At 70.4% G+C, this 21,992-nt stretch carries 23 protein-coding genes and 2 pseudogenes; 17 read left to right on the forward strand and 8 right to left on the reverse strand.

Annotated features, from left to right (window positions below):
* The first annotated feature begins 105 nt into the window (after positions 1-105).
* The 8 genes from PX52LOC_RS37640 (at position 106) to PX52LOC_RS41440 (ending at position 8,314) form a co-directional block, all read left to right on the forward strand.
* Positions 106-618 carry a sigma-70 family RNA polymerase sigma factor gene (locus tag PX52LOC_RS37640; protein ID WP_168219455.1) on the forward strand — a complete coding sequence of 171 codons (513 nt, stop codon included), beginning with the start codon at positions 106-108 and terminating at the stop codon, positions 616-618.
* A gap of 129 nt (positions 619-747) precedes the next feature.
* Positions 748-3,555, forward strand: coding sequence for a hypothetical protein (locus tag PX52LOC_RS37645; protein WP_149114908.1), 2,808 nt, complete (start codon positions 748-750; stop codon positions 3,553-3,555).
* A 507-nt stretch (positions 3,556-4,062) separates the two neighbouring features.
* Positions 4,063-5,493 carry a hypothetical protein gene (locus tag PX52LOC_RS37650; protein ID WP_149114909.1) on the forward strand — a complete coding sequence of 477 codons (1,431 nt, stop codon included), beginning with the start codon at positions 4,063-4,065 and terminating at the stop codon, positions 5,491-5,493.
* Between the two features lie 269 nt (positions 5,494-5,762).
* Positions 5,763-6,971 carry a DNA modification methylase gene (locus PX52LOC_RS37655; RefSeq protein ID WP_149114910.1) on the forward strand — a complete coding sequence of 403 codons (1,209 nt, stop codon included), beginning with the start codon at positions 5,763-5,765 and terminating at the stop codon, positions 6,969-6,971.
* Between the two features lie 69 nt (positions 6,972-7,040).
* The gene (locus tag PX52LOC_RS37660; RefSeq protein WP_149114911.1) at positions 7,041-7,421 is read left to right on the forward strand and encodes a hypothetical protein; all 381 of its coding nucleotides are present in this window, start codon (positions 7,041-7,043) and stop codon (positions 7,419-7,421) included.
* A 15-nt stretch (positions 7,422-7,436) separates the two neighbouring features.
* Positions 7,437-7,673: a hypothetical protein gene (locus PX52LOC_RS37665; RefSeq protein ID WP_149114912.1), complete on the forward strand. Its 237-nt coding sequence runs from the start codon at positions 7,437-7,439 to the stop codon at positions 7,671-7,673.
* A gap of 32 nt (positions 7,674-7,705) precedes the next feature.
* Positions 7,706-7,990: a hypothetical protein gene (locus PX52LOC_RS37670; RefSeq protein ID WP_149114913.1), complete on the forward strand. Its 285-nt coding sequence runs from the start codon at positions 7,706-7,708 to the stop codon at positions 7,988-7,990.
* 171 nt (positions 7,991-8,161) lie between these two features.
* Complete coding sequence (locus PX52LOC_RS41440) at positions 8,162-8,314, forward strand: SRPBCC family protein (RefSeq protein ID WP_168219456.1); 153 nt, start codon at positions 8,162-8,164, stop codon at positions 8,312-8,314.
* 228 nt (positions 8,315-8,542) lie between these two features.
* Here PX52LOC_RS41440 and PX52LOC_RS37675 read toward each other — a convergent pair whose 3' ends face one another.
* The 4 genes from PX52LOC_RS37675 to PX52LOC_RS43135 form a co-directional block, all read right to left on the reverse strand.
* Positions 8,543-8,839 carry a hypothetical protein gene (locus tag PX52LOC_RS37675; RefSeq protein WP_149114914.1) on the reverse strand — a complete coding sequence of 99 codons (297 nt, stop codon included), beginning with the start codon at positions 8,837-8,839 and terminating at the stop codon, positions 8,543-8,545.
* A complete protein-coding gene (locus PX52LOC_RS37680) occupies positions 8,836-9,756 on the reverse strand; it encodes a class I SAM-dependent methyltransferase (protein WP_168219457.1) in 921 nt (306 codons plus the stop codon). Before PX52LOC_RS37680 ends, PX52LOC_RS37675 begins: the two co-directional genes overlap by 4 nt.
* A 92-nt stretch (positions 9,757-9,848) precedes the next feature.
* On the reverse strand, positions 9,849-11,270 hold the full coding sequence (locus PX52LOC_RS41445; RefSeq protein WP_168219458.1) for a hypothetical protein: 1,422 nt from the start codon (positions 11,268-11,270) through the stop codon (positions 9,849-9,851).
* A gap of 362 nt (positions 11,271-11,632) precedes the next feature.
* Positions 11,633-11,776 carry a DUF6321 domain-containing protein gene (locus PX52LOC_RS43135; protein ID WP_246173585.1) on the reverse strand — a complete coding sequence of 48 codons (144 nt, stop codon included), beginning with the start codon at positions 11,774-11,776 and terminating at the stop codon, positions 11,633-11,635.
* Positions 11,777-11,886: 110 nt separating this feature from the next.
* Between PX52LOC_RS43135 and PX52LOC_RS44320 the strand changes: the two are divergent.
* The 3 genes and pseudogenes from PX52LOC_RS44320 to PX52LOC_RS42175 form a co-directional block, all read left to right on the forward strand.
* A pseudogene (locus PX52LOC_RS44320) lies at positions 11,887-12,213 on the forward strand (CheR family methyltransferase); the annotation flags it as partial.
* A gap of 611 nt (positions 12,214-12,824) precedes the next feature.
* Complete coding sequence (locus tag PX52LOC_RS43140) at positions 12,825-13,049, forward strand: response regulator (RefSeq protein ID WP_246173586.1); 225 nt, start codon at positions 12,825-12,827, stop codon at positions 13,047-13,049.
* Positions 13,050-13,084: 35 nt separating this feature from the next.
* Entirely contained in the window at positions 13,085-13,423 is a 339-nt protein-coding gene (locus PX52LOC_RS42175) for a response regulator transcription factor (protein ID WP_218575226.1), read from the forward strand.
* A gap of 67 nt (positions 13,424-13,490) precedes the next feature.
* Here the strand turns inward: PX52LOC_RS42175 and PX52LOC_RS37700 are convergent, their stop codons facing one another.
* A complete protein-coding gene (locus PX52LOC_RS37700) occupies positions 13,491-13,889 on the reverse strand; it encodes a DUF2171 domain-containing protein (RefSeq protein WP_149114918.1) in 399 nt (132 codons plus the stop codon).
* 246 nt (positions 13,890-14,135) lie between these two features.
* Here PX52LOC_RS37700 and PX52LOC_RS37705 point away from each other — a divergent pair, with 246 nt between their 5' ends.
* Entirely contained in the window at positions 14,136-14,351 is a 216-nt protein-coding gene (locus PX52LOC_RS37705; RefSeq protein WP_149114919.1) for a hypothetical protein, read from the forward strand.
* A gap of 21 nt (positions 14,352-14,372) precedes the next feature.
* On the opposite strand, the gene PX52LOC_RS37710 is transcribed toward PX52LOC_RS37705, so the two are convergent.
* Entirely contained in the window at positions 14,373-15,401 is a 1,029-nt protein-coding gene (locus tag PX52LOC_RS37710; RefSeq protein ID WP_149114920.1) for an SDR family oxidoreductase, read from the reverse strand.
* 236 nt (positions 15,402-15,637) lie between these two features.
* Here PX52LOC_RS37710 and PX52LOC_RS37715 point away from each other — a divergent pair, with 236 nt between their 5' ends.
* The 3 genes from PX52LOC_RS37715 to PX52LOC_RS37725 are packed head-to-tail and all read left to right on the forward strand — an operon-like array spanning position 15,638 to position 18,479.
* Positions 15,638-17,752, forward strand: coding sequence for a catalase (locus PX52LOC_RS37715; protein WP_149114921.1), 2,115 nt, complete (start codon positions 15,638-15,640; stop codon positions 17,750-17,752).
* A 26-nt stretch (positions 17,753-17,778) separates the two neighbouring features.
* Complete coding sequence (locus PX52LOC_RS37720; RefSeq protein WP_149114922.1) at positions 17,779-18,204, forward strand: hypothetical protein; 426 nt, start codon at positions 17,779-17,781, stop codon at positions 18,202-18,204.
* Positions 18,201-18,479 (forward strand): hypothetical protein, encoded by a 279-nt coding sequence (locus tag PX52LOC_RS37725; RefSeq protein ID WP_149114923.1) that lies wholly within the window; start codon positions 18,201-18,203, stop codon positions 18,477-18,479. Before PX52LOC_RS37720 ends, PX52LOC_RS37725 begins: the two co-directional genes overlap by 4 nt.
* Before the next feature lie 5 nt (positions 18,480-18,484).
* Here the strand turns inward: PX52LOC_RS37725 and PX52LOC_RS37730 are convergent, their stop codons facing one another.
* Positions 18,485-19,495 carry an aldo/keto reductase gene (locus PX52LOC_RS37730; protein ID WP_149114924.1) on the reverse strand — a complete coding sequence of 337 codons (1,011 nt, stop codon included), beginning with the start codon at positions 19,493-19,495 and terminating at the stop codon, positions 18,485-18,487.
* Between the two features lie 150 nt (positions 19,496-19,645).
* Between PX52LOC_RS37730 and PX52LOC_RS37735 the strand changes: the two are divergent.
* A pseudogene (locus PX52LOC_RS37735) lies at positions 19,646-20,643 on the forward strand (SDR family NAD(P)-dependent oxidoreductase).
* 262 nt (positions 20,644-20,905) lie between these two features.
* Positions 20,906-21,382 (forward strand): hypothetical protein, encoded by a 477-nt coding sequence (locus PX52LOC_RS37740; RefSeq protein ID WP_149114925.1) that lies wholly within the window; start codon positions 20,906-20,908, stop codon positions 21,380-21,382.
* 321 nt (positions 21,383-21,703) lie between these two features.
* Here PX52LOC_RS37740 and PX52LOC_RS37745 read toward each other — a convergent pair whose 3' ends face one another.
* On the reverse strand, positions 21,704-21,883 hold the full coding sequence (locus PX52LOC_RS37745) for a Flp family type IVb pilin (RefSeq protein WP_246173587.1): 180 nt from the start codon (positions 21,881-21,883) through the stop codon (positions 21,704-21,706).
* Positions 21,884-21,992 lie beyond the last annotated feature (109 nt).

Consider the following 21,992-nt stretch of genomic DNA (forward strand, 5'->3'; position numbering starts at 1 on the left):
CCATCGTCCCTTCCTTTTCGCCCTCGACTCGTCGCCGGCCGCGTTGCGGCGGTGGCGGACCCGCCCGGGTCCGCTCGCCCCGAACCGGCCGGGAGGTCTGCTCCCGTGTCCGCACACCCGCTGACCGAATCCGCAATCGCCCGCCGCCTCGTCCGCGACCTGGCCTGCCGCCTCGTTGCCCGGCGCCGCCACCGCGGGTGGGACGCCGACGACATCGCCCAGGAACTGTTCCTGCGGCTGCTGACGGCCCGTCGGGCGTTTGACCCGGCGCGGGGCCGGGTCGAGGCGCTCGTCGCCGTGGTCGTGGAACGCGCCGTCATCGACCTGCTCCGCCGCCAGGCCGCGTCGAAGCGGACCGGGCGGATGCAATCCCTGCACGCCGTGAGCGACGCGGACCGCGGGCACTCGTACAACCCGGTCCCGGCCGTCGACCGCGCCCTCGACGTGGCCGCCGTCCTCGTCCGCCTCCCCGGAGACCTCCGGGCGGTCGCCGAACTCTTGAAGTCCGAATCGTTTACGGCGGCGGCCCGGACGCGGGCCGTGTCGCGGGGCACCCTCCGACGCCAGGTCCGCGACCTCCGCCGGGCGTTCGAGCGGTACAAGGCGCGAGATTCTTGAGAATCGTGCACCACTTCGTCCACGCTTTGCGAACTTTACTCATAGACCCCTCGATCACGCGCCGAGCCGAAGGCAACCGCGTGATGGCACACCGGACGTTCACACGTCCTCAACCATCACGGTGAACCTGTGGCCGATCCCATTCCGCCCCTGACCCCGATCGACTTCGACGCCCCGCCCGCCGACACTTCGCCGGCCGCCGAGGCCCCTCAGATCGCCGCCGGGTGCCGGGCGCTCATCGCCCCGGACCAGGTCGTCGAGCTCCGGGCCCTGGACGTGCCGAGCGGCCGGGACTGGACGTGCACGTGCACCGGGTACTTCGCCGCCGACCGCCTCGACGACCTCGCCCGGGCGGCCGTCGGGTACCGGGCGGCCAAGGGCGTGTACTGGACGCTCAACCCCGTCCGCCCGGACCTCCTCGCCCGGCGGGCCAACCGGGCCGCCCGCGCGGCCCGGGGCGACGCGGCGGCGGACGCCGACGTCGTGTCCCGGCGGTGGGTGCTCGTCGACCTGGACCCGCGGCGGCCGGCCAACATCTCGGCCACCACCGCCGAGAAGGGGCACGCCGCCGACCTGGCGCTCCGAATCCGGGACGATCTCCACGCCCGGGGCTGGCCGGAACCCGTCGTGGTCGACAGCGGGAACGGGTATCACCTCCTGTACCGCGTGGACCTGCCGGCCGACGACGGCGGACTGGTTCGGCGGGTGCTGACCGCCCTCGCCGCCCGGTTCGACACGGCGCACGTGCACGTCGACCGGGCAGTGCACAACCCGGCGAGGATTTGCAAGGTGCCGGGGACGTGGGCCCGGAAGGGGGACGACACCCCCGACCGGCCGCACCGCCGCAGCCGCCTCCTGCACGTCCCGGACGACCTGGGCGTCGTCGACCCGGCGATGCTCGACGCCGTCGCCGGTCCAGCGCCGCCGCCGTCCGCGTCGTCGCCGCCCCGGGCGTCGGCCCCGCGATCCGCGGGCCCGGGCGGGTGGGACCGGCGGCTGAACGTCGCCGGGTGGCTGACCGACGCCGGCGTCGCGTTCCGGGTGAAGGCCGAGCCGGACGCCCACGGCCGGACCGTGTACGTGCTCGCCCGGTGCCCGTTCGACCCCGCCCACGCCGACCCGGACGCCTGCGTCATGCAGGCCGAGGACGGGCGGTTGGCGGCCCGGTGCTTCCACAACTCGTGCGCCGGGCACGGGTGGCAGGCGTTCAAGGCGGCCATCGGCCCGCCCCGCCGCCGGCACTACGAAGTGCAGGGCTTACCGCCGTCGGCCGACGGCCCGACTCGGCGTGGACCTGCGGGACCGATCCCCAGCGCCCCGCCGGCGGGCGGACCGACGCACGACGATTCCGCGGGCGACGACGGCCCGCCGGACGACCCGCCCGACGACCCGGACGGCGGCGGGCCGGCTCGCCTTCCGGCGATCATCGTCAACGACCGACAACTGCCCGACGTCACGTGCGACGCCTTGGCCGCCCTCGCCGCGGTCAACGACCCGCCCGTGATCTTCCAGGCCGGCGGCGTGCTCACCCGCGTCCGGGCCGGGGACGACGACGACCCGTGGCGGCTCGAGCCCCTGACCGACAGTGCGCTCAAGGGCGTCATGGCCCGCACCGCCCGGTGGTACGAGGCCCGGGCCGCCGGCCAAGGCGTCGAGCACGTCGACGCCTCCCCGCCCATGGAGGTCGTCAAGGACGTCGCCACCCTGCCGCACTGGGCCGTGCCCAAGTTGCGGGCCGTCGTCGAGGCCCCCGTGTTCCTGCCCGACGGCACCCTCGCCCTCGCCCCCGGGTACCACCCGGCCGGCCAGCTGTGGTACGCCCCGGCCGGCGGCCTCGCCATCCCGCCCGTCCCCGTCCACCCGACTACCGCCGACATCGCCGCCGCCCGCGCGTTGATCCTCGACGACCTCCTCGGCGACTTCCCGTTCGCCGACGCGGCCGGCCGGGCCCACGCCGTGGCCGTGCTCGTGGTGGCCTTCGCCCGCCACCTGATCGCCGGCCCGACGCCGCTCCACCTGGTCGACGCCCCGACCGAGGGCACCGGCAAGACGCTCTTGGTGAAGGTCCTGTTGTGGGTCGTCCTCGGCCGCGACGCCCCCGCCATCCCGGAGGCCGAGAACGACGCCGAGTGGCGGAAGCGGATCACGGCGGCGCTCGTCGAGGGGCGGTCGTGCCTGGTGCTCGACAACCTGAACCAGGCCGTCGAGTCCGGCAGCCTGGCGTCCGCCCTGACCACCGAGACGTGGTCCGACCGGCTGCTCGGGGTGTCGAAGTTGGTGCAGGTGCGGAACAGGGCCGTGTGGGTCGGCACCGGCAACAACGTGTCCCTGTCGCGGGAGCTCGTCCGCCGCACCCTGTGGTGCCGGCTGGACGCCGGGGTGGAGCGGCCGGCCGAGCGGGCCGGGTTCCGCCACCCGCGGCTCTTGGCGTGGGTGCAGGCGAACCGCGGCCGGCTCGTCGCCGCCGTCCTCACGCTGGTCCGGGCCTGGCTGAACCGCGGGCGGCCGCCCGGGTCGCAGGTGATGGGCATGTACGAGTCGTGGGCGGAGGTCGTCGGCGGCGTCCTGGACGTGGCCGGCGTCCCCGGCCTACTCGCCAACCGCGACACGTTCCGGGACGCCCAGCAACCGGCCGACGACTGGCCGGCCTTCCTGCACGCCTGGTGGGCCGCCCACCAGGGCAAAGCCGTCGGGGTGGCCGCCCTGTTCGACCTGGCCGTCCGCGGCAAGCACCTCGACGGGGTACTCGGGGACGGGTCGGTGCAGAGCCAGCGGTGCCGGCTGGGCCGGGCCGTCACGAAAATGGTGGACCGGGTGCAAGGCGAGTACCGGGTCCGCCTCGGCGACCCGGACAACTGCCGCCGCCAGCAGTACCGCCTCCAGTGCTCCGACCGGGCGGCGGCGTACCAGGAGGTGGTCGAGACGATCGGCCGCTAAGCCGGCCCGCAACACCCGGCCCGCAACACCCGGCCAGGCCGTCGGATTTGGGCCCCGTCGCGTACCACGCGCGGCGACGGTGGCCGATTTCGGGGCATCGGTTCGCCCCTCGGACCCGTCACGTCTTCGTTCGTCATTCCGCCTCCCGCACGTCGAGCAGGTTTGGGCAGGCTTCTGCAGGTTTCTTCCGTGAAACCTGCACGAAGCAACTCCATAGCCAACAATATCTTGCGCTCACTTCCGCAGGTTTCGCAGGTTTCTACCCGGTCCGACCTCTCGCGCGCGTGCGTGTGCGAGCCCGTGTGTGTAAGGACTTGGCCAAAACCTGCGAAACCTGCGTTTTTCGCTGCAACTGCCTGTCGGGGTACAGATTACGGCGGGCAGGCTTCTCCCCCGAAACCTGCAGAAGCCTGCGAAACCTGCCCGCGAAGGTCACGTCCGGATCGCGGCCCTCGCGGCACGACCGCCGTACGATAACCCCCTCCCGAAAGCCGCGAGGGTTTGACCGTGCTCCCGTGCCTGCTCGTGATCGCCGCCGCCGGCCTCCCCGCCCCGATCGACGTCGGCGGCCGAAAGCAGTTGTTCGTCGACGACAAGTTCCTCGCCGCCCGCCACCGGGTCGACCTGCGGGTCAACCCGCCCCAGAAGCTCGGCCCCCTCAAGGACGCGGACGGCAAGCCCTTCCGGGGTCACGTCGCCCGCGTCATCGACGACGGCGGCACGGCCCGGCTGTACCTCGGCCACAAGAACGCGGAGGTGCTCGAGAGCGCCGACGGGCGGACCTTCCGCCGGACCGGCCGGACGCTCGCCGGCGGCCTGTTCCCCACGCCCTTCCTCGACCCCCACGACCCGGACCCGGCCCGCCGGTACAAGCTGTTCCACCTCGAGTTCGGCGACCCGTTCGACCCGGCCAAGCACGGTGTGTACGCCAGCACGTCGGCCGACGGCGTCACGTTCACCAAGGCCGGCCGGGTGCTGCCGTACTTCCCGGACAACCCGACGATCGCCCACTGGGACGGGCGGCTCAACAAGTACGTGGTGTACACCCGGGCGTTCGACTACGGGTCGGAGAACCAGCGGCGGGTCGGCCGGATCGAGACCGACGACCTGTTGAAGCCTTGGCCGTACGCCCGGGCCGACGACCGCCGCCCGTTCCCGTCGATCGCGACCCTGCCGGTCGTGTACTCGGCCGACCGGGAGGACGACCCGCACTCGGACGTGTACTACAGCGCGGCCGGGCCGTACCCGTGGGCGGACGGCGTGTACCTCATGTTCCCGGCCCACTTCCGCCACTTCTCCCCGAACCGGCACGCCTTCGTCGTCCCGCCCGCCCCCGGCCGGTGGGAGGACTTCGGCCCGCTGGAGGTGCAACTGGCGGTCAGCCGGGACGGCGTCGCGTGGACGCGGCCGGAGCGGACGGCGTACATCCCGCCCGGCCTGGCCGACGAGTGGGACCGGTGGTACGCGGTGGCCGCCCCCGGGTTCGTGCGGCGGGGGAATTACGTGTACCAGTACTACTACTCGTCCGGCCGGCTGCACGACTCGGCCGTCCTCCGGCCGGAGTACGCCAAGGCCGCCGGGGTGGAGGGCGGGGTGGGGGTGGTGCGGCAGCGGTTGGACGGGTACGTGTCGGCCGACGCCGACCACACGGGCGGGTGGCTGACGACCCCGCCGGTCGTGTTCGCCGGCACTCGCATGCGGCTGAACGTCGACACCGGGTCGGCGGGCGCCCTGTTCGTCGAACTTCAAGACGCGGGCGGGACACCGATCCCCGGGTTCGCGCTGGCCGACTGCGAGGAGGTCGGCGGCAACTTCGTGGACCAGTGCGTGTACTGGAAGGGGACGGCGGACGTGTCGGCCCTGGCGGGGAAGCCGGTTCGGATCCACGTCCGGATGAAGCGGGCGAAGTTGTTCGCCTTTCAGTTCACGAAGGGCTAACAGCCCGATACGCACGGGTCCTTCCTGCGCGCTTTCACGTTCCACCCCACGGGGAAAGGTCCAACTGTTAGACAGACTTTCTTTCTTCGCCCCTCCGCCCCCAACCGCCGACGTCGACGAAGGTTGTGCGGTTCGCGGGCATGGGGTATAATCCTTTCAGCAGCTCACGCTGTCGCCCGTGTGGGAGGGCGACGAGCGGGGGCCGGCGGGCAAAGCTCCGGCACAACGGCCGGGCCGAATGAACACCCTTGTTCCTTCGAGGCCCGGCCATGCTCGTCCAGATGCGCGACATCTCGTCGATCACCCCCTACGCCGACAACCCCCGGGTCAACGACGCCGCCGTCGACGCCGTCGCCGAGTCCATCGCCACCTTCGGGTGGCAGCAGCCGCTCGTTTTGGACGCCCACGGCGTGATCGTCGTCGGCCACACCCGCTATAAGGCCGCCCTCAAACTCGGCCTGACCGTCGTCCCCGTGCACGTCGCCACCGACCTCACCCCGGCCCAGGCCAAGGCGTACCGCCTGGCCGACAACCGCACCGCCGCCATCGCCACGTGGGACGACGGCAAGCTCGTCGCCGAACTCCTCGCCCTCCAGGGGACCGACGTCGACCTCGCGTCCATCGGCTTCACGGCCGACGAACTGGCCGACCTGCTGAAAGCCGACGAGCCCGCACATCCCGGCGACCCGGACGCCGTCCCCGATCCGCCGGCCGAACCCGTCACCCGCCCGGGCGACGTGTGGCTCCTCGGCCGCCACCGCCTCCTCTGCGGCGACGCCACCAACCCCGCTGACCTCGCGACGGTCCTCGACGGCGCCCCGGCCGACCTGCTCCTCACCGACCCGCCGTACAACGTCGCCTACGAGGGCAAGACGGCCGACAAGCTCACCCTCGCCAACGACGCCATGGCCGGCGGCGACTACCGCCGGTTCCTCGCCCGCGCCCTGGCCGCCGCCAACGGCGTCCTCCGCCCGGGGGCGGCGTTCTACCTGTGGCACGCCGACTTCGAGGGGCTCACGGTGAGAACCGCCTGCGCCGACGCCGGCCTCCGCGTCCGCCAGTGCCTCGTCTGGGTCAAGTCGGCGTTCGCCCTCGGCCGGTTCGACTACCACTGGAAGCACGAGCCGTGCCTGTACGGGTGGGCCGACGGCGCGGCGCACACGTGGCTCTCCGACCGGACCCAGACGACCGTCCTCGAATTCGACCGCCCCGCCAAGAACGACGTCCACCCGACCATGAAGCCCGTCGACCTGTTCGCCTATCTCGTCGGCAACTCGTGCCCGGCCGCCGGGGTCGTCCTCGACCCGTTCGCCGGGTCGGGGACCACCCTCGTGGCCGCGGAACACACGGGACGAACGGCCGCCCTCGTCGAACTCGACCCGCGGTACTGTGACGTCGTGGTCCGCCGGTACGAGGACTTGACCGGCCAGACCGCCGAGCGGGTCCCGGCCGCGGACGCCGTTCTCGCAACGGCGTGAACCCCTGATCCCCGAAACACCGACCAAAACCCACCACAACCGACTACTCCGCCCCCCAGGAGGCCACCCGTGGCCAACGTCACCACCCGCCGCACGGCCGACGACCACCTGATCCTCGCCCTCGCCTGCGGGGCCACCCAAGAAGCCGCCGCGACCAAGGCCGGCCTCGGCGTCACCACCGTCCGCCGCCGCCTCCAGGACCCCGACTTCGTCCGCCGCCTCCGGGCCGTCCAGGCCGACATCGTCGCCCGCACGGCCGCCGCCCTCACGGCCGCCGCCACCGAGTCCGTCCGGACGCTGTTGGACCTGCAGAAGCCGGGCACCCCGCCGGCCACCCGACTCGGGGCCGCCCGGGCCGTCCTCGAACTCGGCCTGAAGGTCCGCGAGGTCGTCGAACTCGAGGCCCGGATCGCCGTCCTTGAGGCCCACGTCGACGGCGACGGCCGATAGCCGGAGGGCGGCGGCATGATGCGGTTCCACCGGCGGGTCGAGCGATTGGCGAAGCGGGTGCGGGCGGGGAATCGAGACGCCGGCCCCTGCACGATCTTCCTCGTCGAGGCGACGGCCGACCGGCCGGTCGGCGTGCGGGTCGTGTGGGGCGGGATCGCCCGCGAGGTCACCTACGACCCGGCCCACGGCCCGCCGCCGTTGCCCCCGGGCGGGCCGCACAAACTCATCCTCGGCCCCGCGTTCGACGTGTGAAACCCGCCTTTGACGTGTGAAAGTGGTCCCGGATGTCGGCGCGGCTGCGGCGGGTGAAGCGGATCGAGGCGGCGGTCCGGCGGGAGAACCCGCCCCCGGCGTGGCCGGGCGTCGTGTTCGTCCTCGAGGCCACCCCCGACCGCCCGCCGGGCCGGTGGGTCCGCCCGGACGGGGCGACCGAGGTCCTCGTCTACGACCCGGCCGGGCCCAAGCCCGACGTCCGATTCCCCCGCAACCCCCTCGTCCTCGGCGGAGAGATCGACCCGTTCGCCCGCGACCTCGGCTGGAAGGGAGAACTGCGGTTCGTCCCGGGGTGACGGCTCACGCTCTACGACGACCGACGTCCGGTCGCGGTGGGCGGCCCGCTCAGCGCCCGTGTGGAGTAGGACGCGGAACTCGTCCGCGACCGGGACGGAGAGATCATTGTCTGGAAGTCGCTGCCTGGCTCGGACGTCGACACTGCGGGGTCAGTCCACGTCCGCGATTCGGTGGACGACCGCACGGAGGTCCGCGTGGCCGTAAAGTACGACCCGCCGGCCGTGACCGCGTGGTTCGACGGCTCCTTGGACTCGCAAATCCGAGGCAAGTTAGAACGGTTTCAGCAAATCCTTGAGGCGAGCGACCGCGTGCGAGCGAAGTGATGGCCCCTGCGAGGCAAGTCCCAGCCGCCGGATCGCCACGGGAGATTCCTCATCCGTCCGCCATCGCGCAGCGATTCGGCAATCCGGCCGAGTTCTGCCTCCGCCACCTCGATCGCGGGCCACGCCGGCAACAACTTGAGAAAACGCCGTCATGGCCCCTTTCCGGGGCCATGACGGCGTCCACGGTCGACACCGTCGTATCGCTGTGAACGGCTGGCGGCCGAGCGGTTAGTTCCCGGGGCGGCCCGTAGCGGTCCCTCCCCGCGGTTCGGCTGACACGCCATTCGCCGCCGAGGGCGGGACCGGCCGCGTGTCGAACGGGAGCGGGTGGGGGATGTGCCACATGGGGTTGCCGAGGATGCGGACGTCCGACGACTCGACGTGGACGACGTCACCGGTGGCGTCCAACCGGACGACCCAGATGGTGTTGATTGAGGGGCCGTAGTCGATCAAAAAGTACGCAAGGCCGCCGCCGAGCGGCGTTTCGACCCAGATCTCGGGGTTAATGCGGTGGATGGCCGTCATGTGTGCTCGGGTCGGGTGTTTACAGGTGCGGTTCGAGAATGATCAGCCCGCCGCGGGTCCCTCACCGCGGCCGTTGGGCTCGCGGGTCGTGTGGATGCCCGCCCAGTGCCCCGCCCGGCCAGGTACACCGCGCTCAGGCAAACGAGGTCCACGTCGGGCCGGCGGAGCAGGGCGTCCGCCCCGTCCGGGTCGGTGGCCCGGTCGAACGCCGCCCGGGCGTCCGGCGGCAGGTGCGGGTACGCGAACGCCCGGAGGAACGCGAAGTGGCGGCCGACGAACGCCGCCGTTCGCCCGTCGAACGGGGCGGCCCGGTCGAACGGGTACGTCCGGCGGTGGACGGGCCCCAGGCCCGCAGTCCGGAGGACGGCCCGGAGTCGGCGGGCGGGCGACGCCCCCTCCCCGTCCCCGTACCTCGCGGCGGCGGCCGCGCGGACGGCGGCCGGCAGCGAGACCTCGACCGCCGACGGCCACGGCAGGACGACGTGGTGGAACTCGTCGACTTCGAGGACGGCCACCACCCCGCCCGGCCGGACCACCCGGGCCATCTCGCCGACCGCCCGGGCGGGGTCGAGGCTGACCAGACTCTCGGCGGACCACGCCACATCGAACGCGGCGTCGGGGAACGGGAGGCGGTACGCGTCGGCCGCCCGCACGGTCGCGTTTCCCGCCCCGCGCAAGGCGCGGCGGGCCCGGCCCAAGGCCGTGCCGTCCGCGTCGACGGCCGTCACGTGCCCCCGCGCGCCGGCCCGCGCGGCCAACCGGCGGGCGTAGAACCCGTCCCCGCACGGGACGTCGAGGACGGTCCCACCGGCCACACCGGGTAAAGCGTCGACGATGGCGAACAGGTCGTCCCGGAACGCGGCGTGGAATGCCGCCTGGCAGGCGCCGGAAGTGTTGGCGGTATCGGAGTCGGACACGGGTTGTCCTTGGAGGGTCTGGTCCCGGCCTCGGGTGGGGCCGGCCTCGCGCCTCCAGCGCCGTGCCCATTGACCGACGCGGGGGACGGGCATTACACGCCTCCCGTCGGCACGAACCCTTCCGCGAATGCGGGGGCGAGCAAGGACGGGAAGGCGGTCGGGTCGCCCGGGTTGTCTGCGAATACCGGGGTGCCGGCCGCACCGGTGAAGGCGACCGGCACCCCGGCCGGGCCGAACGCCAAGCCGGACGGGTCGATGATTGGGGCCGTAGTGCTGAGGCCCGGACTGACGACGGTCGTACCGTTCACGCCGCTGGCGGTCGTAGTATTTATCCCGCCGGTGGTTACGACGGGGGTGCCAGACGACGTTGCCCCGAAACTGCCGGTGGTGAAATTTCCCGCGCTCGCGCCGATGCTCGCGAGGCCGCCGCTTCCCGCCCCCGTGGACGCCGCGCCGAGACCGGCCCCGATTCCCGTACTCGCGGTGCCGATTCCCGTCCCGAGCCCGGTGCTCGCTGCCCCGGTGCTCGACGGGCCGGCCGCCGCGGACGCCCCGAACCCGCTGATACCCCCACTCAGCTGCACGGCCGGGGTGGCACTCGCGCTCACCGTGGTCGTGCCTACGGCGGTCCCGGTCACGGCCCCGCCGGCCCCCAGGGTCGACCCGGTGCCGGCCACAGGCGTGGTCGGTAGGGCCGGCGTTTGCCCGACGCCGGCCGCGGTGTTGAGGGCCGTCGATCGCTCCGAGAAGTCGGCCGCGAGGGCGTCGACGCGGGGGGTGGCGAGCGACCCGCCGGACGAATCGACGGCGACGTTCACGCCGCCGAGGAAGTCGGGGCGGAAGGCGAAGAAGTCGCTCAGTTCCGCCCCGTCACTCCGGTACACTTGGATCCGGGGGCCGCCGCCCGGCCCGGCCGCGACGAGCAGTTCGTCACCGTCACCGACGTTCCCGTCGAGTTCCCCGGCCGCCACGCGGACGCCGCCCGTGAATGTCGGCTCGTAGGCGAAGAAGTCGCCGAGCGGGCCCGCGATCGGGACCGCGTTGCCGGCGCCGTCGAGGTCGAACGCCCGCACCCGCGGCCCGCCCCCGGCGTCCGCCCCCACGATGACCTCCTGTCGCCCGTCGCCCCCGCCAATGTTTCCCACGGCCACGCGGACCCCGCCTGTGAACGCGGCCTCGAATGCGAAGAAGTTCGCGATCTGCATCGTCCGGCCTGTCGCGATGTCGACGCGATAGACCTTGACGTGCGGCCCGCCGCCCGGGCCGGCCGCGGTGACGAGTTCGACCGTGTTCGGGTCCCCGTCGAGCTCCCCGACCGACGCCCGCACCCCGCCAGCGAACCCCGCGTCGAACGGCTGCACTTGCGCGAGTACCGTCCCGTCCGGTCTCGCCAATTGGGCGAGCGGCAGGCCGCCCGCCGCCGCCCCGAGGGCGACGAAACTACTGGCGGGGTTGTTCCGCCATTCCAGGGAATCGAGACAAAGGTGGCGCACCCGGCGGGAGGAGACTGACATGACAGGACGTCCTGGTTGATGATTTGAAGGGCGGGTTGGATCGTGTTGCAAAGTTCGCGCCGCCCATCGAGGTTGGCGAGCCCGCCAAAACAATCGGCGCGGCATTCCTTGCCCTTGGCGAACGCTTTCTTGCCGGGCCTCGGTTCTTATCCCGCCCAACACCGGGAAGCCCTTCCCTTTTTCGGGCCTCTTCTTGGCGGTTGCCGGGCGAATCCTTTGTGCAGTGATTCGGGAATCGAGGCGTCAAACGTGAGGTCGGTGTCTTATCCGTCCTTCTTGGGCTTGGCCTTCTTGTACCGTTCGAGTAGCCGCTCGCCCTTGTCGGCCAGTTTCTTCGCTGAGGCCGCTGTCTTCGGCACCGGCTAGCCCCAGGCGTGCGCTTGCAACGCCAGGCGCGTAGGCCGACCGTCCTCGTCGACGAGCGGGCTGCGGAGGGTGGCGTAGTGCCGCCGCAGGAACGAGCCCTTCCGCCGCATCTTCTCGGGCGTATCGGCCGGCCCCTTCACGCCCGGCTTGAGACGCGAACCGTCCTTCTGGCGGAACGCGTCTCAAGCCGGCGACGGTGAGGCCGCCCTTCGGGTCTTTCGTCGGCTTCTGTCGCTTCGCGATGGCCGTCATGCTTCGTCCTCCCTTGAACCGCGGACGAGTTTGCAAAGGCCGTGCCGGGTACCGGAACCGCCGGACGGTTACCTCAGAGTTAAGTCAACGAGCGGCGTCGGACGAAGGGACCGACCTGGGAGACCGCGTCGTGTTCGCCCCGCAGAACGTCCTCCACGACCCGCCGTTCTCGCGGTTGGTCATCGCCACCTGCCGGAACCCGCTCATCTCCCTGGAGCCGGACGTGCAGAAGCGAGTGCCGCACCTGTTGCACTTCGGCTTGCGGGAGGGCGGGGCCCTGCCCCTCGGGTCGTCCGGGACGCTCGGCGGGACCGAAGGGCTCCTCAAGACGGTCGACAACAAGGTCCGCAGCTTCCGCCGGGTCGGGCGGCCCCGGCACGGGGCGATCGACTTCCCCCTGCCGCACCCGGTCGCCGTTGAGTACCGAGCGACCCGGCGAACGCTCCTGGACGCCAACACTCCGTTGGCGGTGACGGTCAACCGGAACGGGCACGCCGTGTACTACCACGGGGACGTCGGACCGTACCTGCGGCTGATCGGGGAGCCGACTCGCGAGAACCTGCTCCTGGCCCGAGGGGGCTCCAAGGAGCCCCCTCGGGCCGTCCTCGAAAGGGGCGGCCGAGGACGGGTGACGGTTTCAAACAGGAGGATGGACCGGGAGTCGGGCCCCCGGCACCGGGTGGCGTCACCGCTTCGCCGGTCGCCGACGAGGCCGGCCGGCGACGGCCCGACATGGCACTTTGTGGGCAGCTTCGCCGACCACAGTGAAGTGCCCCTTCCGGGGGCCGATGGCTCGCCGGACGCCGGCGTCTGTGAAACTCCCGACGACGCCTTCCCTGATCTCGTTTACAACTCCTGTTACATGGCCCCCGCCGTCAAGCGTTCGTCACGGCGGAACGCCGAACGGACTCCCACCCGCGAAAGACCGGTGCGCCGATGCCGGACAAATGCCCCATCCTGTTGGCCGACGACCACGCGGTCGTCGGCGAGGCGTGCGACGGGGCGGCGGCGGTCGTCCAGGCCGTCGCGTTGGACCCCGACCTGGTCATCCTGGACGTGTCGATGCCCGGGGTGAACGGGGTGGCCGCCGCCGAGCAACTCCGGCGGGAGAAGCCGGCGCGGAAGATCGTGGCCCTGAGCGTCCACGAGGACAAGGGGTAGCTGCGGATGTTGCTGGCCGCCGGGCGGCGGGGTACGTGCTAAAGCGGTCGGCGGCCGAGGAACTGATCCGGGCCGTGCGGGCGGTGTTGGCCGGGCAGACGTACCTCGACCCGGCTCCGGCCGACGGGCGGCGGGACGAACTGACCGCCCAGAACAACGGGCCCGCGACCGGCGACCTGAGCCAGTGGGAGGAGGAGACGCTGAAGCTCATCGCCGAGGGGTTCAGCAACAAGGAGATCGCCACCCTGCTGAACCTGAGCGTGAAGACGGTGGAGACTTACAAGACGCGATCCCTGGAGAAGCTCAGCCTGCGGACGCGGGTCGAGGTCGTCCGGTACGCCCTCCGCCGCGGGTGGTCCAAGGAGGCCGTGTGATCGCCGACAAAATGACCCCGGCCCGCCTCGATCGAGGCGGGCCGGGGTCCGCCAAGCGTTGGCGCGATCAGCCGGCGCACGAGGCGGCGTCACTCTTCCAGTTACTTTCCGTCTCGACCGAGTTCTTCGTCAGGTGGACGTGGTTCTGGTGCACCCGGCCGACCCACGCGGTGGGGACGAAGTGGTGCTGGCCGTCCGGGCTGTCGTTGCGGGTCAGCTTGATGGCGTTCCCCTCGACGTGGTCGACGACGCCGACCTTCTTGCCGCACGAGGCGTACACGTCCATCCGCTCGTGTATCCCGGCCACGCCCGCACTTTCGCCCTTCGCGGAGCAGCCGTGGCCGGCCTTCTCCTTGACGAACGCGGCAGCCTCCGACGCCCCCTCGGCGATCTTATGGCCCACAGTTTTGGCCGCGTCGGTCACAACTTCGGCGGCCCCTGCCACGGTGTTCTTGATACTCGACATGGCAACACTCCTGAGGTTAGAACTAACTCACCGCTCGAACGGGAAACGGTGTTTAAGGTTGTCTCCGCAATCCCCGTGCCCGCCGGGGCGGAACTCTCGCCGCGCAGATCCCTGCCGATTTGGTGGGGGACTGGTGCCGATCGAACGGCGTCTTTCCCGGCGGCTGGATCGCGCGACTAGGTGAGCGGCACGCGAGATGCTCTTAGTGACCGCCCACCTTCGATGAACCCCGTGAAGGATCCACCGATGCGCCGCTTGCACTTGTTGACCCCATTCCTGCTCGCCGGGTGCGACCAGGCACCCCCGAACAAGACCACCACCACAACCACGACGACCCACACGGAGCCGGATAAAAAAACCGACGTCCACGTCCGCACGCCGCGGGTGAACGTGGACGTGGATCAGAAAGGGATGCGCAAGGGGGTGGACGTGGACGTGGACGTGAAGCGGTCGGACCGTTGACGCTGCCGTCCCAGCCCGAGGTCAGGACCGGGACGACTTCGCCCCGCCGGTGAGGGCCGCCACTAGGGCACCCGCCCCAACCGCGAGGGCAGCCGTGAGGACGGGGTGCAGGGCGGCCGCGGTGTACAGGCTGGAGTCGAACACCGGCCCCGAGTACTCGCCCCGCTCCTTCAACTCCGGCTCGCTCGTCGCGGTCAGCGTGCCGGCCGGGTGGCGGGGCGGTTGGCCCTTCTTCATGCTCCCCGACAGCGTCGCGGCCATGACGTGGTCGGTCAGCCGCGGCGCGTGCGCCCCCATCATGGCGATGGCCTTCCCACCGCCGCCGACCGTCACGTCCCGCTCGGGGTGCTCGGCACAATGAAGGATCGTCCGCGCGACGAGGCCGGGCGTGTACAGCGGCGGGGGCAGGGTCGGCTCCTCGTCCATGTAGTTCCGTGCCCGCTGCGGGAACGGGGTGTCGATGCTGCTCGGCTTCACGAGCGTCACCACGGCCGGCACGCCCTCTTCTTCCAGTTCCATCCGCAGTGCGTCGGTGAAGCCCTTGACGGCGTGCTTCGACGCGCAGTACATGCCCTGCACCGGGATGGCCCGGTCGGACAGCACCGACCCCACGTTGACCAGCACGCCGGCGGCCGGCCCGGTTCGCGTGCGAAAGTGTCGGGCCGCTTCCAGCGACCCGTACACCACGCCCCAGAAGTTGGTTTCGAACAGGCGGCGGTGGTCGTCGGTCGAGACGTCCTTCATCGGCCCGTAAATCGACCCGCCCGCGTTGTTCACCCACGTGTCGACCGCCCCGAACGCCTCGACGGCCTGGCGGCCGAGGTCGCGGACCTCGCCTTCGACCCCGACGTCCGTCCGCACGGCCACGGCCCGACCGCCGTGCGATTCGATCTCCTGGGCCAGCTGGCGGAGGGCCGAATCATTGCGGGCGGCGAGGACCAGCTTCGCCCCGCGGCGGGCGGCCGCCCGCGCGGTGGCCAGGCCGATGCCGGAGGTGGCCCCGGTCAGCACGATCACCTGCTCACTGAGGGGCTTGAGAGTATGAGACATGGGAGAGACCTCGTCTGGTCGCGGATAAAAGAAGGGCACTTCCTCGCAGGTGCAAGATCGGGACCGTCATTCACGGTGACGAATACCTGGCTGGCCGCGCCAAACTCCTTCGCACACTTCGCCCGTCGGGAACTTCCGAGAAACCGTCCGAAGCATTCCACACGTTCCAAATAGGTACGGCGGTTGCACAGGATTCGCCACCGAATTGACCCCTCAACCCTCTGACAGGTCCAAGCATGGCCGCGTCTCAGAAGCCGACCCAAACAGCCACCTCTCCGACTCTGATCGACGCCGGAAAGCCCGGCACCGGCGGCGAGACGCACCAGACGGCCGGCGGCAAGAGTCCCCCGCTGACCACTCAGCAAGGCGTGCCCGTCGCCGACGATCAGAACACCCTCCGGGCCGGCCCCCGCGGGCCGGCCCTGTTGGAAGACTTCCACTTCCGGGAAAAGATCTTCCACTTCGACCACGAGCGCATTCCGGAGCGGGTCGTCCACGCCCGCGGGTTCGGCGCGCACGGGTACTTCGAGAACTACAAGCCGCTCGCGGACCTCACGCGGGCGGACCTGTTCCAGCGGGCCGGCGAGCAGACGCCGGTGTTCGTGCGGTTCTCCACCGTGGCCGGCAACAAGGGCTCGGCCGACCTCGCCCGGGACGTCCGCGGGTTCGCCACCAAGTTCTACACGAAGGAGGGCAACTGGGACTTGGTGGGCAACAACATGCCCGTCTTCTTCATCCAGGACCCGATGAAGTTCCCGGACATGGTCCACGCCTTCAAGGACGAGCCGGACCGGGGCTTCCCGCAGGCGGCCACGGCCCACGACAACGCCTGGGACTTCATCTCGCTCACGCCCGAGGCCATGCACATGGTCATGTGGGTCATGTCCGACCGGGCCATCCCGCGGGCGTTCCGGTTCATGGAGGGGTTCGGCGTCCACACCTTCCGCCTCGTCACCGCGCAGGGCAAATCGACCTACGTGAAGTTCCACTGGAAGCCGAAGCTCGGCCTGCAATCGGTGGTGTGGAACGAGGCGGTGAAGATCAACGGGGCCGACCCCGACTTCCACCGCCGCGACCTGTGGGACGCCATCCAGACGGGCGACTTCCCCGAGTGGGAACTCGGCCTCCAACTGTTCGACGACGCCTTCGCCGACCAGTTCGAGTTCGACGTCCTCGACCCGACGAAGATGATCCCGGAAGAGCAGGTGCCCGTCCAAATCGTGGGCAAACTCGTACTCAACCGCACGGTGGACAATTTCTTCGCCGAGACGGAGCAGGTGGCGTTCTGCACGCAGAACGTGGTGCCGGGGGTCGACTTCACGAACGACCCGCTGTTGCAGGGGCGGAACTTCTCGTACCTCGACACGCAACTGAAGCGGCTCGGCGGCCCGAACTTCACGCACATCCCGATCAACGCGCCGAAGTGCCCGGTGATGAACTTCCAGCAGGACGGGCACATGGCCGTGCGGACCCCGAAGGGCCGCGTGAACTACGAGCCGAACTCGTGGGCCGACGCCCCCGGCCCGCGGGAGTCGCCGACGGCCGGCTACCAGACGTTCCCCGAGGCGATCAACGGCCCGAAGCAGCGGGTACGGTCGGAGACGTTCGCCGACCACTACAGTCAAGCCCGGCAGTTCTACGTCAGCCAGACGGCGTTGGAGCAGCAGCACATTGCCAACGCGCTGACGTTCGAGCTGAGCAAGGTGCAGACGCTCGCGATCCGGGTGCGGATGGTGTCGCACCTCCTGAACATCGACGGGGAACTCGCCGATAAAGTGGCGAAGGGTTTGCGGCTGAAGGAGACGCCGGCGGCGATCCCGGCGGCCAAGCCGACGCGGGCGGACCTGAAGCCGTCGCCGAAGCTGAGCATCCTGAAGAACGGCCCGCCCTCGTTCAAGGGCCGCAAGGTTGGGGCACTCGTAACCGACGGCGTGGATGCCGGCGTCCTCGCGGCCCTCGTCAAGGCGGTGAAGGCGGAAGGGGCGGTGCTGAAGCTAATCGCCCCCGAAGTCGGCGGCGTGAAGGACTCGGCCGGTGTGTGGCACGACGCCGACGAGAAGCTCGAAGGCGGGCCGTCGGTGCTGTTCGACGCCGTCGCCGTGCTGCCGTCGAAGGACGGGGCCGACGTGTTGGCGAAGCTGCCGGCCGCCCGCGACTTCGTGGCCGACGCGCGGGCGCACCGCAAGTTCGTCGGCCACGCGGCGGCGGCCACGCCGCTGTTCGAGAAGGCCGGCGTGGCCGACGGCATCGACGAGGGCTTCCTGCCGCTCAACAAGGCCGGCGACGCGGACGCCTTCGTGGCCGCGTGCCGCAAGCTCCGCTTCTGGGACCGGGCTGCCGCCGAACGGTAGTCGGTTTCCGTCTGGGAGGTGTGACCATGAATCAGGATCGGCGATCCGTAATCGCGGCCGTTGGGTTGGCCCTGCCGTTCGGCCTAACCGCCCAGGCGTCGCCTCCGGTGGGGCCGCCGCCGGAACTGCGCCTCCAGTCGTTTGAAGGGGCGGTGCGAAACGCCTTCCGCGACGGTACGAGCGGCTGCCGGCGGATCGCGGTCGGGCACTCCGCGGAGATCAAAGCCGGGGTCCAGGGTTGCACGAACGATCGGCCGTTTGCCGGCTTCCCGGCGGGTCGCCTGCGAATCGTACGATCCGGGTCCGAACCCGGCCCGATCGTCGGCGGCGTGCGGTTGTACTTGACCACGGTCGATGTCATCCTCACGCATCAGCGACCGGGCGGACGGCCACTCGATTTCGCGTCGCTTATGCCCGCACCCGTCCTCATCGGCCAAGTGAGACACACATGACTCCCCACGAAATCGGCGACCAAGACCTGGCCGGCGAAGCCGCGACGCCACCCGCCGGCACCAGTCACGTCGGCAAGGCCGTCATTACTCCGACCGGGCCGGTCGGTCAAAAGGTGCCTCCGACCCCACAATCGAAAGAAACTGCCGGCACCGACGCGGACACGGCCGATCCGGTCCAGGGTACGACCGACGCGGCCCGACCGGGCAGTACAAAGGCTGGCACGCCGAGCCTACCGCCGCCTGATCGTACAGCCGCCGCACCGCTCGCCGATTAGCTCAGTCACGGGCCGGCGTCATCGGCCCCCAACCACTTCGGGTTCTTGGCCGTGCCGTCGAACCCGTTCGTCGTCTTGAACCGCTCGTACTTCCCCTCGGCGGCCGCCTTCGCCGTGCGGCCGAGCAGTTCGGCCACTTGCTCCCCGGTCAGCGGCTTGAAGGATTTCACCGCGGCCAAGTTCTGCCGCAGAATGGCGAGGCTGTCCATGCCGGAGACGACGACCGATGTGGGCAAACTCATGGCGTAGTGCAGGCACTCGACCGGCGTCGCGGTCTTGCTCTTGAGGATGCTGCCGTCGCCGAGCGACTTCATGCCGAGGACGCCGACCTGCTCCTTCACCAGTTCTGGCAGCACTTTCTTCTCGAAGCTGCGGAAGTGCGCGTCCATCACGTTCAGCGGCATCTGCACGGCGTCGAACCGGAACCCGTGGGCGGCCGCGACCTCCAGCATCCGCAGGTGGACGAGCGGATCCTTGTGCCCGGTGAAGCCGACGAACCGTAACTTGCCGGCCTTCTTCGCCTCCTGCACCGCTTCCAGGGCCGCCCCGTCGGCGAAGATGCGGTCCGGGTCTTCCAGGCGGATGATCTCGTGGAACTGCACCAGGTCGATGACGTCCGTCCGCAACCGGCCGAGCGAGTCCTCGATTTGCTGGGCGGCCGCCTTCTTCGTGCGGCCGTCGATCTTCGTCATCAGGAACACCTTCTTGCGGTAGCCGCCTTGGAGAGCCTTCCCCATGCGGACTTCGCTTCCGCCGTCGTGGTAGTCCCAGCAGTTGTCCAAGAAGGTGACGCCCGCGTCGATCGCCGTGCGAATGATCTCAATGCTCTCCTTCTCCTCCTTCTGCCGGCCGATGTGGTGGCCGCCGAGGCCAAGTAGCGAGACCTCCTCACCGGTGCGGCCGAGCGTGCGGTATCGCATGTCGCCGCGGACCGTTTCCTTCGGGGCGTCGGCGGCCGGCGAGCCGCCGGCGAGGGCAGCCGTCGCGGCCATGCCGAGGAAGGTGCGTCGTTCCATGAGTGGCTCCCGGGAAGCGATCGACAAGGCGAGTGCGTTCGGGGTGCAAGTTCGATACCGCGCTCGCCGGCTATATGGCGGAGGCGTTTGGTACTGCGGTTGCTCTAGGCTTCGGCTCGGCATCCGCATACCTTCCGGCCGAGACCGTCGATGAATCGCACCCTCCTCCTCGCATCCGCCGGCGTCGCGGATTACCTCGCCTATCGCGCCGTCAAGCCGCGGTACGACTTCGCGAACAAGCACATCGTCATCACCGGCGGCTCCCGCGGGTTGGGATTACTCCTCGCCCGGCAACTGACCGCCTCGGGGGCACGCCTGTCGATTTGCAGCCGCGACTTGGACGAACTCGGGCGGCGGAAGAGGAACTCACCGCGGCCGGGGGAGAGGTGTTCGCCCGGCCGTGCGACGTGACGCACGCGGGGCAGGTCCGCGAGTGGGTCGCCGCCGCCCGACGGGAGAACGGCCCGGTGGACGTGCTGATCAACAACGCCGGGGTCATTCAGGTCGGCCCGCTCGACGAGATGCGGGAGCCGGACTTCCAGCGGTCGCTCGAAACGCATTTCTGGGCGGCGTACCACGCGATCAACGAGGTTCTGCCCGAGGTGAAGGCCCGCCGGGCCCGGCGGATCGTGAACATCGCCTCGGTCGGCGGGAAGGTCGCGGTGCCGCACCTGATGCCGTACTCGGTCGGCAAGTTCGCCCTCGTCGGCTTCTCGAACGGGTTGCGAAGCGGAGTCCGTCGGCACGGCGTCACGGTCACGACCCTGTGCCCCGGCCTGATGCGGACCGGCAGTCACGTCAACGCCGAGTTCAAGGGTCGGCACGAGGAGGAGTATGCGTGGTTCGCCCTGACCAACGGCCTGCCGGGGCTGTCGGTCAGCGGGGAATCGGCGGCGCGGGCCATTCTCTCCGCGTGCGCGCGGGGCGACGCGGAACTCGTCCTCGGCCTGCCGGCGAAGTTCATCGTCGCGGTCCAAGCCCTGTTCCCGAACCTGACGGCCGACGCGATGGCCGTGACGAACCGCTGGCTGCTGCCGTCGCCCGGCGGGATCGGTCCGGCGACGGCCACCGGGGCGGAGAGTCGCGGCCGCCTGCCCGCCGTGGCGACGGCGCTGACGGACCGGGCCGCCGCCGCGGCCAACGAATGACCCCGCCCGGATCCGAGGCTCACATGGCAACCGCCCCAGTCCGTCGGGGCCGGTACACGGGGACCAAATCGTTAAGGCTTTGAATTCGGGGGCTGTCGTGTCGAGCCTCGCGAGGGGCGAAGCGACTGTTGCTCCGACGACATTGTGACCCGCGTGCCGGGTCGGGACGCCTCGGCCGAACCGTCAGGGAATCGGCACGAGGTGTGCCGGCGGATCCCTCGCCCACGATCCGTCTGTACCACCTCTCTCGAAGGAGCCTGCCATGGGCAAGTCCATCTCCATCGTCCGCGTTTTCAACACCCGCGCCGCCGCCGAGGCCGCCGTGCGCGATCTGAAGGCCGCCGGGTATACCGACGCTCAAATTAGTCTGGTCGGGCGGGACGCCGCCGCCGAGAAGGCCGGGGAAGGAGCCGCCGTGGGGGCCGCGGCCGGGGCCGTCGGGGGTGCGGCCGTCACGCTCGGTATCATGACCGGGGTCATCCCCGTCCTCGGGCCGGTTCTCGCGCTCGGGTGGCTGGGCACGACGCTGCTCAACGCGGCCGGGGGTGCCGCCGCCGTCGGGTTAGTCGGGGCACTGACCGGGTGGGGGTTGTCGGAGACGGACGCGAAGTATTACGAGGGTGAAGTCGCCGCCGGCCGGTACCTCGTGACCGTGGACGACGACGGCGACACCTTCCGCGCCCGCGACGTGTTCACCCGCCACCCGAGCTACGACCGGGCGACGGCGCCGGCCGTGTGAGACGGCGACGGGCCAACTTTCTGATCCGAGACAGCGGGGGAGACACCCGCTGTCTCGCTTTCTTCGCCTGAGAAACGACGGTAAATAAGGGGTAGTGAGGGGAGCGGGCGTGGCCGACAACGATGAACACCGCCTTCCGGGATCCCCGGCGTCGTCTTCAACTCGCCGCCCGAGCGGCATTCTTGGAAGGTGGTCTCGATCAATCAGCAGCCACTGGTAGATACCGCCAAGTCGATCTGATAGGGGGTGGTAGAAGCGACAACGAACGCCCCGACCAACAGGCCGGGGCGTTGATGTTGCGTGCGCACGCGGCGTGTCGTGTTAGCTCGTGACGTCTCCTGCCCCGATACGGTTGCTCGTGTAGCGGAACGTCGGGCTGGCCGCGCTCTTAAGGCCGGTAATAGCGGCGATACAGACGACGCTGCGGAGGTCCGGCAGGACGGCGTCCTCGACGGCCGTCCTGCCGTCTTTCTTCTTCGAGAACGCCACCGCCTTGCACAACAGCCTCGGCGTATCCGTTTCCTCCCTTCTTTGCTTTTCGCCCCATTAGTGACGTCCGCTGGGAGCGGTATCGTCTGAACGGTCACTCGAACCTTGATCGCGTATGTGA

The sequence above is a fragment of the Limnoglobus roseus genome (genome assembly GCF_008254045.1).
GTDB lineage: Bacteria > Planctomycetota > Planctomycetia > Gemmatales > Gemmataceae > Limnoglobus > Limnoglobus roseus.